12 protein-coding genes and 1 pseudogene are annotated in these 14298 nt (G+C 73.9%); 9 read left to right on the top strand and 4 right to left on the bottom strand.

What is annotated here, in order from left to right; translation table 11 throughout:
• The first annotated feature begins 69 nt into the window (after positions 1–69).
• From JOD60_RS00065 to JOD60_RS00050, 4 genes are all read left to right on the top strand, one after another.
• A complete protein-coding gene (locus tag JOD60_RS00065) occupies positions 70–1251 on the top strand; it encodes a sensor histidine kinase (RefSeq protein ID WP_076691686.1) in 1182 nt (393 codons plus the stop codon).
• Positions 1248–1907, top strand: a complete 660-nt coding sequence (locus tag JOD60_RS00060) for a response regulator (RefSeq protein WP_076691685.1) — start codon at positions 1248–1250, stop codon at positions 1905–1907. The genes JOD60_RS00065 and JOD60_RS00060 overlap by 4 nt, the downstream gene beginning before the upstream one ends.
• 316 nt (positions 1908–2223) lie before the next feature.
• Positions 2224–2985, top strand: a complete 762-nt coding sequence (locus tag JOD60_RS00055; RefSeq protein ID WP_076692270.1) for an ABC transporter ATP-binding protein — start codon at positions 2224–2226, stop codon at positions 2983–2985.
• Positions 2982–4463 carry an ABC transporter permease gene (locus JOD60_RS00050; RefSeq protein ID WP_076691684.1) on the top strand — a complete coding sequence of 494 codons (1482 nt, stop codon included), beginning with the start codon at positions 2982–2984 and terminating at the stop codon, positions 4461–4463. Before JOD60_RS00055 ends, JOD60_RS00050 begins: the two co-directional genes overlap by 4 nt.
• A 40-nt stretch (positions 4464–4503) precedes the next feature.
• On the opposite strand, the gene JOD60_RS00045 is transcribed toward JOD60_RS00050, so the two are convergent.
• Positions 4504–5019 carry a hypothetical protein gene (locus JOD60_RS00045; protein ID WP_076691683.1) on the bottom strand — a complete coding sequence of 172 codons (516 nt, stop codon included), beginning with the start codon at positions 5017–5019 and terminating at the stop codon, positions 4504–4506.
• Positions 5020–5141: 122 nt separating this feature from the next.
• Here JOD60_RS00045 and JOD60_RS00040 point away from each other — a divergent pair, with 122 nt between their 5' ends.
• Both JOD60_RS00040 and JOD60_RS00035 read left to right on the top strand, forming a co-directional pair.
• On the top strand, positions 5142–7649 hold the full coding sequence (locus JOD60_RS00040; RefSeq protein ID WP_076691682.1) for a glycoside hydrolase family 3 protein: 2508 nt from the start codon (positions 5142–5144) through the stop codon (positions 7647–7649).
• 200 nt (positions 7650–7849) lie between these two features.
• Complete coding sequence (locus tag JOD60_RS00035; protein WP_084202058.1) at positions 7850–8491, top strand: 2-phosphosulfolactate phosphatase; 642 nt, start codon at positions 7850–7852, stop codon at positions 8489–8491.
• A 26-nt stretch (positions 8492–8517) separates the two neighbouring features.
• On the opposite strand, the gene JOD60_RS00030 is transcribed toward JOD60_RS00035, so the two are convergent.
• From JOD60_RS00030 to JOD60_RS00020, 3 genes are all read right to left on the bottom strand, one after another.
• Entirely contained in the window at positions 8518–9006 is a 489-nt protein-coding gene (locus tag JOD60_RS00030) for a SprT-like domain-containing protein (protein WP_076691681.1), read from the bottom strand.
• Between the two features lie 29 nt (positions 9007–9035).
• Positions 9036–9563, bottom strand: coding sequence for a hypothetical protein (locus JOD60_RS00025; RefSeq protein ID WP_157127984.1), 528 nt, complete (start codon positions 9561–9563; stop codon positions 9036–9038).
• Positions 9564–9651: 88 nt separating this feature from the next.
• Positions 9652–10515: a spermidine synthase gene (locus JOD60_RS00020; protein ID WP_076691679.1), complete on the bottom strand. Its 864-nt coding sequence runs from the start codon at positions 10513–10515 to the stop codon at positions 9652–9654.
• A gap of 265 nt (positions 10516–10780) precedes the next feature.
• On the opposite strand from JOD60_RS00020, the gene JOD60_RS00015 reads away from it, so the two are divergent.
• From JOD60_RS00015 to JOD60_RS00005, 3 genes and pseudogenes are all read left to right on the top strand, one after another.
• Positions 10781–11536 carry a LamB/YcsF family protein gene (locus JOD60_RS00015; RefSeq protein ID WP_076691678.1) on the top strand — a complete coding sequence of 252 codons (756 nt, stop codon included), beginning with the start codon at positions 10781–10783 and terminating at the stop codon, positions 11534–11536.
• Positions 11533–13254: a 5-oxoprolinase subunit B/C family protein gene (locus JOD60_RS00010; RefSeq protein ID WP_232321648.1), complete on the top strand. Its 1722-nt coding sequence runs from the start codon at positions 11533–11535 to the stop codon at positions 13252–13254. The genes JOD60_RS00015 and JOD60_RS00010 overlap by 4 nt, the downstream gene beginning before the upstream one ends.
• A gap of 249 nt (positions 13255–13503) precedes the next feature.
• Positions 13504–14298: pseudogene (locus tag JOD60_RS00005) on the top strand (DNA-directed RNA polymerase subunit beta); the annotation flags it as partial.

Genomic DNA, 14298 nt, shown 5'->3' with positions numbered 1-14298 from the left:
GGAGCGGCGACCTCGCGGATACATCTCGCGGTGGATGCCGCCCCACGCCCGGTCGCGTAGCGTCGAAGCGTGTTCCGCCGGCTGACCCGCACGCAGCTCGTCATCGACATCGTCGTGGCGGGACTGTTCGCGCTTGTCGCCCTCCCCTTCGACCTGTCGATCGGCCGCTTCTACGACAACAACGCGCTCGGGACCGTGCTGGTCGCCCTGCTGATGGGCGGCGCGCTCGCGCTGCGCCGGGCCGCGCCCGGGCTCGCGTTGACGGTCGCCTGGGTCGGCGCGATCGTGCAGATGGCGATGGCGCGCCCGCCGAGCACCGCGGACATCGCCGTCTTCGGGGTGCTGTACGCCACGGCCGCCTACGGCAGTCGCCGTACCTTCTGGGCAGGGCTCGCGTCGACGTTCGTCGGCGCGCTCGTCATCACGATCTACCTGTTCGCTCCGCTGACGGATGCCGGTCTCAGCGCCTCGACGATCACGACGGCCCTCGCCGTCGCCCTCGCCGCGATGTTCGGCCTGGGACTGGCCTGGACGGTCGGCGCGCTCGTGCGCACCGGCATCCGGGCCCGCGAGAACCGGCGCGCCCAGGAGGTCGCCGAGGCCGAGGCGGCGGCGGAGTCCGAGCGCACGCGGATCGCCCGGGACATGCACGACGTCGTCGCGCACTCCCTCGCGGTCGTGATCGCGCAGGCCGACGGAGCCCGCTACGCCAGTGCGTCCGATCCGGATGCCGCGGCATCCGCCCTCGGCACCATCTCCACGACCGCGCGGGCCGCGCTCTCCGACGTGCGCATGCTGCTCGCGCAGCTGCGACACCGGCAGGCCGACGGCCCGCAGCCCACGCTCGCCGACCTCGAACAGCTGTATGCCCAGGTGCGCGCGGCGGGCATCGCGCTGCGGGTCGACGTCGATCCGGCGCCGGCGGTCGAGGTCCCGACCGGGGTGCAGCTCGCGGTCTATCGGATCCTGCAGGAGGCGCTCACCAATGCGCTCCGGCACGGCGCCGGCGCGCCCGTCGACATCGCGCTGGCGTGGCATGCTGACCGGGTGGAGTTGAGCGTGCGCAACGAGACCACGGCGCCCGGCGCCCCAGCGTCGGGGACACCCGCCGGTGAGGGTGAGGCGCCCCGCGGGCACGGCGTGATCGGCATGCGGGAGCGTGCGCAGCTCGTCGGCGGCGCACTCGACGCCGGTCGCGAGGGCGGCGACTTCGTCGTCCGCGCCACGCTCCCGATCGGCGGCGGCGAGTGAGCGTGCCGATCCGCGTCGTTCTGGTGGACGATCAGGCGCTGTTCCGCGCCGGCATCCGGATGGTCGTCGCCTCGCAGCCCGATCTCGAGGTCGTCGGCGAGGCCGGTGACGGCGCCGAGGCGCTGCGGGTGATTCGCGCCACCCGTCCCGACGTGGTCCTGATGGACATCCGGATGCCGGTGATGGACGGCCTCACCGCGACCGCCGAGCTGCTCGCCGACACGTCGTTCGCCGACACCCCGCCGCGCGTTGTCATGCTGACGACGTTCGACCTCGATGAGGCCGCCGCGCGCGCGATCCGGCAGGGGGCGAGCGGGTTCCTGTTGAAGGACGCCGATCCGGAGTTCCTGCTGGCCGCGATCCGCACGGTCCACGCCGGGTCGGCCGTCATCGCGGCATCCGCCACCCGCGACCTGTTCGCCCACTTCGCCGCACCGGCGGTGCGCCCCGCGCCCCCGGCGTTCGAGGAGCTGACCGACCGTGAGCGGGAGATCTTCGCGCTCGCCGCCCGCGGACTGTCGAACGCGGAGATCGCGCAGCGCGAGTTCCTCTCCGAAGCGACCGTGAAGACGCACATCAGCCGGATCCTCGCCAAGCTCGCCCTGCGCGACCGCGTCCAGCTCGTCGTCTTCGCCTTCGAGCACGGCCTGGCCTGACCCCGCCCCGGCCCGCCGCCGTCTCGGCGGCCCCGTCCGCGCCGTCCCCCGTCCAGCGTGTCTCGAAAGCAGGGCGAATCGACCGAAACCGGCCGCCGCACGCCCCGATGAGCCGGTTCAGCCTGCTTTCGCGACGGCGGGACGGGGTGACGCGGGACGGGGTGGGCGACCAGGCCGAGCGACCGGCCGACCGCGGCCGGCAGACCGTGGCCGGCGACGGCCGGCCGACCGCACCGGGCGGATCATCCTCGCGATGTACGCGGGCGCGACCCGCGGCGGACGCGGCCGGCGCCGCGCCCTCCGTAGCGTCGACGGCATGGAGATCACGACGACAGAGCTCGGCCTCGCGGCGCGGGTGCAGGGCCTCAGCAAGACGTACGGCGCGGGCGAGACCGGGGTGCGGGCGCTCGACGACGTCACCGTCGGCATCCGCCGCGGGGAGTTCACCGCGATCATGGGGCCGTCGGGGTCGGGCAAATCCACCCTCATGCACATCATGGCGGGCCTGGATGCGCCGACCAGCGGCCGCGCCTGGATCGGCGACACCGAGATCACCGGCCTGTCCGACCTCGAGCTGACGATCCTACGGCGACGCCGCGTCGGCTTCGTCTTCCAGGCGTTCAACCTCGTGCCGACCCTCGACGCGCTCGGCAACATCCTGCTGCCGTTCGACCTCGACGGTCGCACCCCGAGCGCGCTGGAGCGTGCGCGCATCGACGGCCTCATCGACTCCCTCGGCCTGCGGCCGCGGCTGCGGCACCGCCCGCACGAGCTCTCCGGCGGCCAGCAGCAGCGCGTCGCGATCGCCCGCGCCCTGGCGACGGCGCCAGACCTCGTCTTCGCCGACGAGCCCACCGGCAACCTCGACTCCCGCTCCGGCCGTGAGGTGCTCGCCCTGCTGGCCGCCGCCAGCCGTCAGCACGGGCAGTCGATAGCGATGGTGACCCACGATCCGGTCGCCGCGAGCCACGCCGACCGCGTCCTGTTCCTCGGCGACGGTCGCGTCGTCGCCGACAAGCCGCGCCAGAGCGCCGAACAGGTCTCGGCCTTCATGCTCGCCGCGGAGGTGGCGGCATGACCGCCGTCGCGACGCCGGCGACGCCGGAGACGACATCGGAGACGGCGACCCGGATGCCGCGGCGCACCCGGTCCGCGGCGTGGCTGCGCGAGCGCGGGATGGGCGCGACGATCCTCGTGTCGGCGATCTCGGCCGCCTTCGGCGTCCTGCTGCTGAGCGCGACCGGATACATCGCGGCGTGGGTGGATGCCGATCCCTATCTCGGCGGTGGCGAGACGGTGACGGTGGTCCTCGGCATCCTGAGCGTGCTGCTCGTCGGCGTCGCGATCTACGTCGCCGCGATCGTGACGGCCAACACCTTCGCGACGATCGTGGCCGGCCGCGTCCGCCGCATCGCGCTGATGCGCCTGATCGGCGCGTCGGCGCGATCGCAGCGGGGTGAGGTCGCCCGGCAGGGCCTCATCGTCGGCACGCTCGGCGCCGCGGTCGGCCTCGTCGCGGGTGTCGCGGCGGCCGCGCTGCTGCTGTGGTGGGGTGGGAACGCGCTCGGCCTCGACGTCGCCTACGACATCCTGCAGCCCGTCCTCGTGCTCCCCGCGGCGGTCGTCGCGCTGACGACGTGGGCGGGCGCGTGGAGCGGGTCGCGCCGCGTGCTGTCGGTGACGCCGCTGCAGGCGATTGCGGGCTCGACGCCCCGTCGGCATGACGAGGCGGCCGCGTCCCGCGGGCGCAACGTCGCCGCAGTGGCGCTGTTCGTCGCCGGTGCCGCGCTTCTCGCGCTCGGCGTCGTGGTCGGGATGCTGAACCCGCTCGGCGTCGTGGTGGCGTTCGTCGGCGGCATCCTCTCGTTCACCGGCCTCGCGCTCGGTGCGGTGCTCATCATGCCGCCGCTGCTGCGGCTGACCGGCCGGCTGTTCGGACGCTCCGCGCCGGCGCGACTCGCGGCCGAGAACGCGCTGCGCTACCCGGAACGCGCCAGCCGCATGGCGATCGGCGTCGTCATGGGCGTCACCCTCGTCGTCATGTTCGCCGTCGCGAACGAGTCGGTCAAGGCCGTCATGACGGCCTCCGCCGGCGGCGAGCCGCCGGCGGAGATGATGCGGGTCATGGATACCTTCGCCGCCATCATGATGGGGCTCGTCGCGGTGTCGGCGGTCATCGCCGGCGTCGGCCTCGTGAACCTCCTGACGATCGGGATCGTCCAGCGGCGGCGCGAGCTGGGGCTGCTGCGCGCGCTCGGCCTGACCTCCGCGCAGGTGCGCCGCGTCGTGCTGCTCGAGGCCGTCCACGTCACGATCACGGCGCTGCTGTTCGGGCTCGTGCTCGGGGTCGTCTACGGCTGGGTCGCGGCGCAGTCTCTGCTCGGCTCGGTGTCGGTGCCGCCCGCGTGGTCGTCTCCGACGCTCGTCGCCCCGGCGATCCCGTGGCTGCCGGTGCTCGTAGTAGTCGTCGCCACCGCGCTGCTCACCGCCGTGGCCACGGTGGTCCCGACTCGGCTCGCGACCCGCGTCACCGCGGTCGAGGCCCTCGCGGAGTAGCAGTACCGCGGCGGCCGCGTGCGCCCAGCCCCACCTCGCGTCAGGCCGGATCGGCCGGGGCGGATGCCGGGTCGTGCGCCCAGGTGGGCGCGAGGGCGCGCAGCCGCGCGCCGCGCCACTGCCACGTCGCCCACAGCATGGGCCACAGCGCGGGAGCCGCGGCACCGCCGATGACGAGCCGGTCCCGCCACAGGGTCTTGCCGTCGTCGCCCGGCGCGGGGGAGACCGCCATCTGGTGGTCCCAGACGTCGAGTGCGGACAGCGGGCCGGTGAGCGGGATGCCGCTGTCGCGGAGGATCCGCACCGGCCCGCGCTCGTCGCGGGCGGAGCGCTCGCTGATGTGGATGAGCTGCTGACCGAGCGGCACCGCACCGGCCAGCCGCAGCGCGACCGGTACGTCGACGCCCGGGGCCAGCCGGGTGGGCAGGCCCGCGGCGTCCATCGGCGCCATGTCGACGAGCGGGCCGTAGAGCTCCGCGATCGCGCGGGGGGAGTGCAGTGCGCGCCACGCGGCGTCGGCGTCGCAGTCGAGCACGAGCTTCAGCATGATCCGCATGCTCCAGTGTCGCACTCGCCGCCCGCGCCGCCGCATGCTCGCCGCCGCGCACTCCACCTCGCACGCGGCATCGTGCGCTACTGTGGGAGCGCTCCCATTCGTCACGACCCCCGAGGTGCTCCATGCCCCAGCCCGCCGCCATCGAGTCCGGTGACCGGTCCCACGCGCTGCCGCCGGTCGAATCGGTCGCGCAGATCTCCAGCATCCTGCAGGACGCCGATCCCACCCTCGACCCGGCGCTCGCCGCCCTCGCCCGCCAGGCCGCGGCGGAGGGCGTGGTGCTGCTGCGCAACGACGACGGCATCCTGCCGCTCGGAGACCGTCCGACGGCGGTGTTCGGCCGGGTGCAGTACGACTGGTTCGCGGTCGGCTACGGCTCGGGCGGGGACGTGAAGGTCCCCTATGTCTGGAATCTCACCGCGGGGCTGCGCGACGCGGGTGTCGCCGTCGACGAGGTGGTCGCCGAGCAGTACCGGCAGTGGTGCGCGGCGCATCGGCCGAGCTTCGACGGCACGTGGGGCAACTGGCCGCACCACTTCCCGGAGATGCCGCTGGATCCCGCTGTCGCGACGGATGCCGCGACGCGCGCCGACACGGCCGTCGTGGTTATCGGGCGGGCCGCCGGAGAGGCGCGCGAGAGCACGCTGACGCCGGGGAGCTACTTCCTCACCGCCGACGAGCGCGCCATGCTGGACGCCGTCACCGCCGCCTTCGCCCGCACGGTCGTCGTCGTCGACGCCGGCAACGTCATGGACCTCGGCTGGCTCGCCGACTACGGAGACCGCATCGGCGGCGTGCTGTACGCGTGGCAGGGCGGCATGGAGGGCGGCCGCGCCGTCGCCGCCGTCCTCGCCGGAGAGATCGCGCCGAGCGGGCGCCTCACCGACACGATCGCGTGGCGCTACGACGACTATCCGAGCGCCGGCAACTTCGGCGATCCCGACGTCGGCGTCTACGCCGAGGACGTCTTCGTCGGCTACCGCTACTTCGAGACGTTCGCCCCCGAGCGCGTCCAATTCCCCTTCGGCTTCGGCCTCGGGTACACGACCTTCGCGGTCGAGGTCGCCGAGGTTTCGGACGGTGCCGGTCGCCGGGGCGAGGCGGGCGACGCGGGCGGGGCGGATGCCGAGATCGTCCGCATCCTCGTCGACGTGCGCAACACCGGTGCCGAGCACGCCAGCAAGGAGGTCGTGCAGGTCTACGTCGGTGCGCCCGAGGGTCTGCTCGCCCAGCCCGCGCGCCGGCTCGCCGCCTTCGCGAAGACGCCGCTGCTGGCCCCCGGCGAGATCGCCCGGCTGGAGCTGACTTTCGACCTCCGCGACCTCGCGTCGTATGACGACGGCGGGGTGACCGGTCATCGCAGCGCATACGTGCTCGAACCGGGTGCGTACCCCGTCTTCGTCGGCACGGACGTGCGCACCGCGACCGAGGTCGCCGTGCGCCGCGTCGACCGCCTGCGGGTCGTCCGTCAGCTCAGCGAGGCAGCTGCCGTCGACCCCGCGCACGCCTTCGCTCGCATGACCCGCGGCCGCGACGGAGCGGGCCGCCCCATGCCGGCGTGGGAGGACGTGCCCACCCGCACGGTCTCCCGGCGCGCCCGCGTCCTCGACGCCCTGCCCGCCGAGATCGCCCCGACCGGTGACCGCGGCATCCGTCTGGACAACGTCGCCACCGGCGACGCGACGCTCGACGCGTTCATCGCGCAGCTCTCTGACGACGAGCTGGCGCTGCTCGCCCGCGGCGACGTCACGATGCACAGCCCGCTGGGGGCTCCCGGCAATGCCGGTGTGCTGGGCGGCGTCTCCGAGTCGCTGCGCGAGAAGGGCGTGCGGCCGATCACGACGACCGACGGGCCGAGCGGACTGCGGCTCGCGTCGTACGCCTCGCTGTTGCCGTCGGGCACCGCGCTCGCCTCGACGTGGAACGCCCCGCTGGTGCGCGAGCTCGCGGCGCTGCACGGCCAGGAGATGGTGCGCAAGGGCTCCGACGTGCTGCTGAGCCCCGGCATGAACATCCACCGCGACCCGCTGTGCGGTCGCAACTTCGAGTACTACTCCGAGGATCCACTGGTCACCGGGCGGATGGGCGCGGCGGTCGTCGCGGGAGTGCAGTCGGCGGGGGTGTCGGCCTGCCCGAAGCACTTCGCGGCGAACAATCAGGAGACCAACCGCACCCGCCACGACTCCCGCGTGTCGGAGCGCGCGCTGCGGGAGATCTACCTGCGCGGCTTCGAGATCTGCGTGCGCGAGGCGGCGCCCCGCACGCTCATGACCTCGTACAACAAGATCAACGGCGTGTGGGCGCACTACCACCACGACCTCGTCACGACGATCCTGCGGGGCGAGTGGGGCTACACCGGCTGCGTCATCACCGACTGGTGGATGGAGGATGCCGTCGACCCCGATTTCCCGGACCTCGCCGACAACGCCTACCGCGTCCGGGCGCAGGTCGATGTGCTCATGCCCGGCGGCGTGAAGACGGATGCCGGCCCCCAGGCCTACGCCGACGACTCGATCCTCGCCTCGCTCGCCCGGACGGACGGGCTCACGCGCGGGGAACTGCAGCGGGGCGCCCGCAACGTGCTGGGGCTGGTCCTCGCGCTCGCCCCCGTCATCGACGCCCGCGCCTGACCGCGGCTCCTGCCCCGCCTCGCCCGTGATGTCGAACCCTCATCTCCCCGCCGAACCCTCATTCCTGGGCGCGCTGGGGCGTAAGGGTTCGGCCCGGGGGTAAGGGGTCGGCGATTGTGCCGCCGGCGATGGTGCCGGCGGCGATGGTGCCGGCGGCGGCCGGCCCCGGGGCGGTCGCGGCAGCCGCCTACGCTGGAGGGGTGAGCACGCCGTTCGACCAGTCCCGCTATCAGATCCGCTTCGAGTGGGGAGTCGACGGGCTCGACCGGCTCGCGGCATCCGACATCGTCGTCGTCGTGGACGTGCTGCGGTTCTCGACCTCCGTGACCGACCGCATCGCCGCCGGTGAGACGGTCGCGCTCGACGATGCCGCACACGCGGTGTCCCTCAACGGCGCCGCCGTCGCCGCGGCAGCGGGCGAGACGGATGCCGTGGTCCTGCTCGGCTGCCTGCGCAACGCCGCCGCGGTCGCCGCCGCGGTGCTCGCCGAGCAGCAGCGCCGCGGCGCGCGGACGAGCGTCGCGGTCATCGCGGCCGGCGAACTCGCCTCCCGCGAGCCCGACGCCCCGCTGCGGTTCGCCGTCGAAGACCTCCTCGGCGCCGGTGCGATCATCGACGCCCTCGGCACGCTCGGCCTCGATCACACCTCACCCGAGGCTGCGGCGGCCGGCGAGGCGTTCCGCGGACTGCGGGGCGCGACACGGCATCTGCTGACGGCGAGCGGGTCAGGGCAGGAGCTGCTGGAGCGCGATGCGCGGGCCGACGTCCTCGCCGCCGCCGAGGTGGATGCCGCGGCATCCGTCCCCGTGCTGCGCGACGGGACCTTCGCCACATACGACTGAGGGCACGGCGCTCGGCGTGAAGCCCGCTACCGCGGGGTCATCGCCGCGAGCCGTGTCGCGGGGGTGATCTCCCGTCGGGTCCATGTGAAGAGGAACCGGTCGTCGAACGTCGGGCGGCAGCGGGCGCAGGACGTCGGTCGTGTCGCGCGGCGATGCCGGTAGGCGACGTGCCCAGCGGGGCAGACGCCCACCCAGGGCGCGAGTTCGGTGGCGGTCTCGCCGTCGTGCGTCGTCCCCCCGACGTACCCGAGCGCGCGCGCCGTGCGCTTCCAGCTCGCGCCATGGCCGGCGCGAGGACCGGCGAGGGCGTGCGCGACCTCATGCAGCAGCGTCTGGCGGTTGGTCTCGTCGTCGTAGCGCGCCGCCAGGTAACGCGAGACCGTGATGCGCTTGCGGGTGTAGTCGCATGCCCCGGCCCGTCGTTTGGCGTTGTCGAACGCGAACGACCACGACGGGTCGAGGTGGGTCGCGATCAGCTCCTCCGCCGCACGGCGGACGGTCACCAGTTCGGTCATGCCGACACGGTAGGACGGGCCTCCGACACTCAGCTGGCGACCGATGCGCTCGCACGGCGACGCTCGGCCGCCTCGATCGCGAGGAGCGTCGACTCGAGCTGGTCCTCGGGGGCGCCGGCCTCCTGGCGCAGGAACAGTGCGCGCTTGAAGTCGGCGCGGGCGTCGGCGTAGTCGCCGGCGTCGTAGCTCACCTTGCCGCGGTGCTGTAGCGCGAACGCCGCCAGAGCCGTCCAGCCCTGCCCGTCGGCCTCTTCGGCGCACGTCGTCAGCTCCTGGTGCGCGGCCGCGTAGGCGCCACGGAACTGCAGCACGCTCGCGTGGAGGATCCGTGCCCGCAGCAGGTCTTTGCGCGTGCCGCCCATCCGCGCGACGCGCACGGACTGCTCCGAGATCACCAGTGCGTCCTCGAGCTTGCCGAGCACCTTCAGCAGCCACACCCGCTCGAGCAGGGCCGGCAGGCTCCGCTGGTCGCCCAGCTCGGCGAGCCGCTCGGTGCACTCGTGCGGGTCGATGATCTCGCGCAGTGTCTCCGGGTCGTGCCCCTTGATATCGCTCACCGGCATCCCCTTCGTCGTGCGGCTCAGGCCCCTCCAGTCTCACCCGGGTCCCGCCCGAACCGGGCCGTACACGCCGCGGCGGCGCCGGTCAGCGGTCGAAGATGGATGCCGCGGGCTCGGGCGACGCGGTCGCGTCGGCATCCGTCGCGACGCTCGCCCCACGTACGAACTCGTCGATCTCCGCGCCCTGCGCGACCTTCGCGGGGTGCGGCCCGGCGGCCATCAGCCGGGGCAGCCACTCGGTGGGCAGCGGCGCGGCGGATGCGGCGATCACGAGGTTGCCGAAGCGTCGGCACTTGAGGGTCTGCACCTCCGCGAGCACGATCACCTCGGGGAGCACGGCGCGGACGGTCGCGACCTCCCGGCGCGCGAAGGCGAGACCGGCGCCGTCGGCGACGTTGACGAGCAGCACACCGTCGGGGGCGAGCAGCCCCGCCAGCACGCGGAAGTACTCGACCGTCGTGAGGTGAGCGGGGGTCTGAGATCCGGCGAAGACATCGGACACGACGAGGTCCGCGGCGCCCTGCAGGCCCGCCGGGAGCCGTGCGGCGACGTCGCGCGCGTCGCCGATGCGCACGCGCACCTGCGCGCCGCGGGGGAGGGGCAGCTCGGCGCGGACGAGGTCGACGAGCGGCTGCTCGAGCTCGATGACCTGCTGACGCGAGCCGGGGCGGGTGTGCTCGACATACCGCGGCAGCGTGAGTGCGCCCGCGCCGAGGTGGATGGCCGTCAGGGGCTGCCCCGGCATCCGGAGCCTGTCGATCACCGCGGCCATGCGGGCGACGTACTCGAAGTGGAGGTGCGTCGGGTCGTCGAGGTCGACGTGCGACTGGGGCGTGCCCGCCACGTCGAGCTCGTACCCGCCCGTGAAGCGGCTCGGGATCACGCGGGCCAGGGACCCGTCCGACAGGCGCGCCTGCGGCGCGGCATCCTCTACTCGCGCGCGCGCCATACCGCAACGCTACCGGCCCGGCTGGGCCACAACTCAGGCAGAACCCGGCCCGGCCCCGCAACCCGCCCCCACCCACCCCTTCTGCCTGAGTTGTGCGCCCGCGCCGCGGGTGAGCCCCCGCCCCCCACCACCCGGCCCGTGTCCGCAATTCAGTCCCCGCGGGCCGCATCCGGGGCGCCCACCCCGGAATTCCGGGGCGTGGCGCCCGGCCCGGGCCCCACGGAGACTGAGAACCGAACACGGCCGCGCCCGGTACGGTGGCGAGATGATGGCGATCGACCTCAACGCCGACCTGGGTGAGACGGTCGCCGGCGCCTCGACGGCCGACGACGCCGGCCTGTTCGAGCTGATCTCCAGCGCCTCGGTCGCGTGCGGCGGGCATGCGGGCGACACCGCCTCGATGCGCGAGGCGGTCGCGCGGGCGCTGGCGCGCGGGGTCGCCGTCGGCGGCCACCCGTCCTACCCCGACCGCGCCGGATTCGGGCGCGTGCGCCTCGCCATGCCCGCCGCCGAGCTCCGCGCGGCCGTCACCGACCAGCTCGGCGCCCTCGTCGCGGCGGGTGCCGACCTCCGCTACGTCAAGCCGCACGGCGCGCTCTATCACGCGGTCCGGGATGACCCGGCGCACGCGGGGGCCGTCGCCGCCGCCGTCGCCGACGTGTCGGCCAGGCTCGGCCGTGCCCTGCCGGTCCTGGGCCTCGCGGGGGAGATCGAGGGCGCGGCCGCGCGGGCGGGGCTGGGCTTCCGCCTCGAGGCGTTCCTCGACCGCGGCTACCTGGCCGACGGCTCGCTCGTGCCGCGGGGGGATCCGGGCGACCTGCTGCACGACCCGGCGGAGGTCGCGTCCCGCGCCGTGCACCTCGCGACCGACGGTGTCGTGGTGGCCGTCGATGGGATGCGGGTGCGCACCGACGCCGTGTCGTTGTGCGTCCACGGCGACTCGCCCGGTGCCGTCGCGATGGCGCGCGCCGTGCGCGACGCGCTCGTCGCGTCGGGCGTGGAGATCCAGGCACCCTGGTGACCGGATCCACGCCGGTTCCGGTGCCCGCGCCGCAGGTCGACCCGACCGCGCCGCGCATCCTGCCGTTCGGGGATCGCGGCCTGCTCGTCGCCGTCGACACCCTCGACGAGGTGCTCGCCGTCCACGCCCGGCTCGCGCAGACCCGCCGCGACGGGGTCATCGACCTCGTCCCGGCGGCGCGCACGGTGCTGGTGCACGTCGATCCCCGGAGGTTGAGCCTCCCGGCCGCGCGCGCGTGGATCGCGCAGGGCGGATCCGTGCGCGCCGCGGTATCCGCCGCCGCCCCGATCGTCGAGTTGCCCATCGTCTATGACGGGCCCGACCTCGAGGAGCTTGCGCGCGCCCTCGGCATCCGTCCCGCCGACCTCGCGGCGCTGCACGCGGCGTGCACCTGGACGGTCGCCTTCACGGGGTTCGCGCCGGGGTTCGGCTACCTCGTCAGCCCGGACTGGCCGCACGACGTCCCGCGCCTCGCGACGCCGCGCACGCGCGTGCCGGCCGGGGCGGTCGGGCTCGCGGCGGGGTTCACCGGCGCGTACCCGCGCGAGACGCCCGGCGGCTGGCAGCTCATCGGCACGACGCCCGCGCCCCTGTTCGACCCCGGGGCAGACCCGCCGGCGCTGCTCGCCCCCGGCGCCCGCGTGCGCTTCGCCCCTACCCCCACCCCCACCCTCGCCCCCGCTCCGACCCCCGCTCCCACCCCCGCCCCCGCTCCCACCCCCGCACCCGCACCCGCCCCGCCCGCGAGACACCACCCCTGCACCGAGACACCGGATGCCACGCGGTGTCTCGGTGCACACAGGGTGTCTCGCGGTCAGGGGTGGGGGATCCAACACGGGGCGCTCGCGGTGGTCGAGCCGGGGCTGCTGGCGACGGTGCAGGATCAGGGGCGGCCGGGGCACGCGGCGGAGGGCATCGCGGCATCCGGAGCCGCCGACCGCGCCGCGCTGCGCACGGCGAACCGCCTCGTCGGCAATCCCGAGGATGCCGCCGGCGTCGAGATCACGATGGGCGGATTCCGCGCCGTCGCCCGGGCCGACCTCCACGTCGTCGTCACGGGCGCCTGGGGCCCGATCACCATCGGCGGCCGCGCCGTCGATCCCTACACGGCGCACCCGTGGCCGAGCGGCGCCGAGCTTCATGTCGACTGGTTCGCGCACGGCGTGCGCGGCTATCTCGCCGTCCGCGGCGGACTCGCGACGGCGGATGCCCGTGCCTTCGCCGGCGCGTTCGCGACCGACACGCTCTCGGGGCTCGGCCCCGCGCCGCTGCGCCCCGGCGCCGTGCTCGCGCTCGCCGACGCGCATCCGCTTGCGCCGATCCCGCCCGACACCCTGCACCCGTGGAGCCCGCCCGACGACGCCCTCCTCGAGGTTCCCCTCGCGCCCGGTCCGCGGCAGGACTGGTTCGCGGATGCCGCGGCCCTCTATGACACCGTCTGGACGGTCTCCGCGCGGGCCGACCGCGTCGGCATCCGCCTCGACGGACCACCGCTCGCGCGGCGCGCACCGCTCGCGCACGCCGAGCTCCCGAGCGAGGGGATGCTCGCGGGCGCCATCCAGGTGCCGCCCGACGGGCATCCGGTCATCCTCGGCCCCGACGGTCCCGTCACCGGCGGATACCCCGTCATCGCCGTCGTGACGGATGCTGCGCGCGACCGGCTGGCGCAGGCCCGCCCCGGCACCCGCCTGCGCTTCCGTCACGCCCGCCCCGCCTGACCACCGCGCCTGACCCGACCGCCGCGCGGTTATACCGCAGCATCCGAAACTCGTCAAGGATCGGGCTTGCCATGGCGCGTCGCGCGGTCTATAGTGGGTAGTTGCGCTCCCTTCCCCCATGCCCTCATATGGTGGTCGGCTTGTGCCTGCGCCCCCGCCCCGTCGCGGGGTGTGCGCAGGAGTGGAACGGAGCACTCCACCTGACGACAAGGAAACCAGCCCCCGCCCGGGCTCATGGAGGTAATCCCCTTGGCTGCTGCGCGCAACGCAACCAATTCCACCACCACCCCCAAGAACGGCCGCGGCGCTTCGCGCCTCTCGTTCGCCAAGATCACGGACACCCTCGAGGTTCCCGATCTGCTCGCTCTGCAGACGGAGTCCTTCGACTGGCTCGTCGGCAACGACGCCTGGAAGGCCCGTGTCGCAGAGGCGAAGGCCGCCGGCCGCACCGACGTGCCCGAGATCAGCGGTCTCGAGGAGATCTTCGAGGAGATCTCCCCGATCGAAGACCTCGGCGAGACGATGCAGCTGAGCTTCACGAACCCGTACCTCGAGCCCGAGAAGTACTCGATCGAGGAGTGCAAGGAGCGCGGCAAGACCTACGCCGCCCCGCTGTACGTCGAGGCCGAGTTCATGAACCACCTCACGGGTGAGATCAAGACCCAGACCGTCTTCATGGGCGACTTCCCGCTTCAGACCGGCAAGGGCACCTTCATCATCAACGGCACCGAGCGTGTCGTCGTCAGCCAGCTCGTCCGCTCGCCCGGCGTCTACTTCGACAAGACGCCCGACAAGACCAGCGACAAGGACATCGTCTCGGCGCGCGTCATCCCCTCCCGCGGCGCCTGGCTCGAGTTCGAGATCGACAAGCGCGACCAGGTCGGCGTGCGCATCGACCGCAAGCGCAAGCAGTCGGTCACCGTCTTCCTCAAGGCCCTGGGCCTGTCCAGCGAGGACATCCTCAACGAGTTCGCCGGCTACGAGTCCATCGAGGACACGCTGAGCAAGGACACGATCCTCACCAAGGAGGACGCGCTCCGCGAC

Source organism: Microbacterium aurum, from assembly GCF_016907815.1.
Classification (GTDB): Bacteria; Actinomycetota; Actinomycetes; order Actinomycetales; family Microbacteriaceae; genus Microbacterium; species Microbacterium aurum.
This window is presented reverse-complemented; position numbering and strand designations above follow the sequence as displayed.

What these genes read in the sequence shown, in the direction of transcription:
- JOD60_RS00040 (WP_076691682.1), top strand. Translation starts at nt 5,142, where the DNA reads ATGCCCCAGCCCGCCGCCATCGAGTCCGGTGACCGGTCCCACGCGCTG.
- JOD60_RS00045 (WP_076691683.1), bottom strand. Translation starts at nt 5,019, where the DNA reads ATGCGGATCATGCTGAAGCTCGTGCTCGACTGCGACGCCGACGCCGCG.
- JOD60_RS00050 (WP_076691684.1), top strand. Translation starts at nt 2,982, where the DNA reads ATGACCGCCGTCGCGACGCCGGCGACGCCGGAGACGACATCGGAGACG.
- JOD60_RS00020 (WP_076691679.1), bottom strand. Translation starts at nt 10,515, where the DNA reads ATGGCGCGCGCGCGAGTAGAGGATGCCGCGCCGCAGGCGCGCCTGTCG.
- JOD60_RS00030 (WP_076691681.1), bottom strand. Translation starts at nt 9,006, where the DNA reads ATGACCGAACTGGTGACCGTCCGCCGTGCGGCGGAGGAGCTGATCGCG.
- JOD60_RS00015 (WP_076691678.1), top strand. Translation starts at nt 10,781, where the DNA reads ATGATGGCGATCGACCTCAACGCCGACCTGGGTGAGACGGTCGCCGGC.
- JOD60_RS00055 (WP_076692270.1), top strand. Translation starts at nt 2,224, where the DNA reads ATGGAGATCACGACGACAGAGCTCGGCCTCGCGGCGCGGGTGCAGGGC.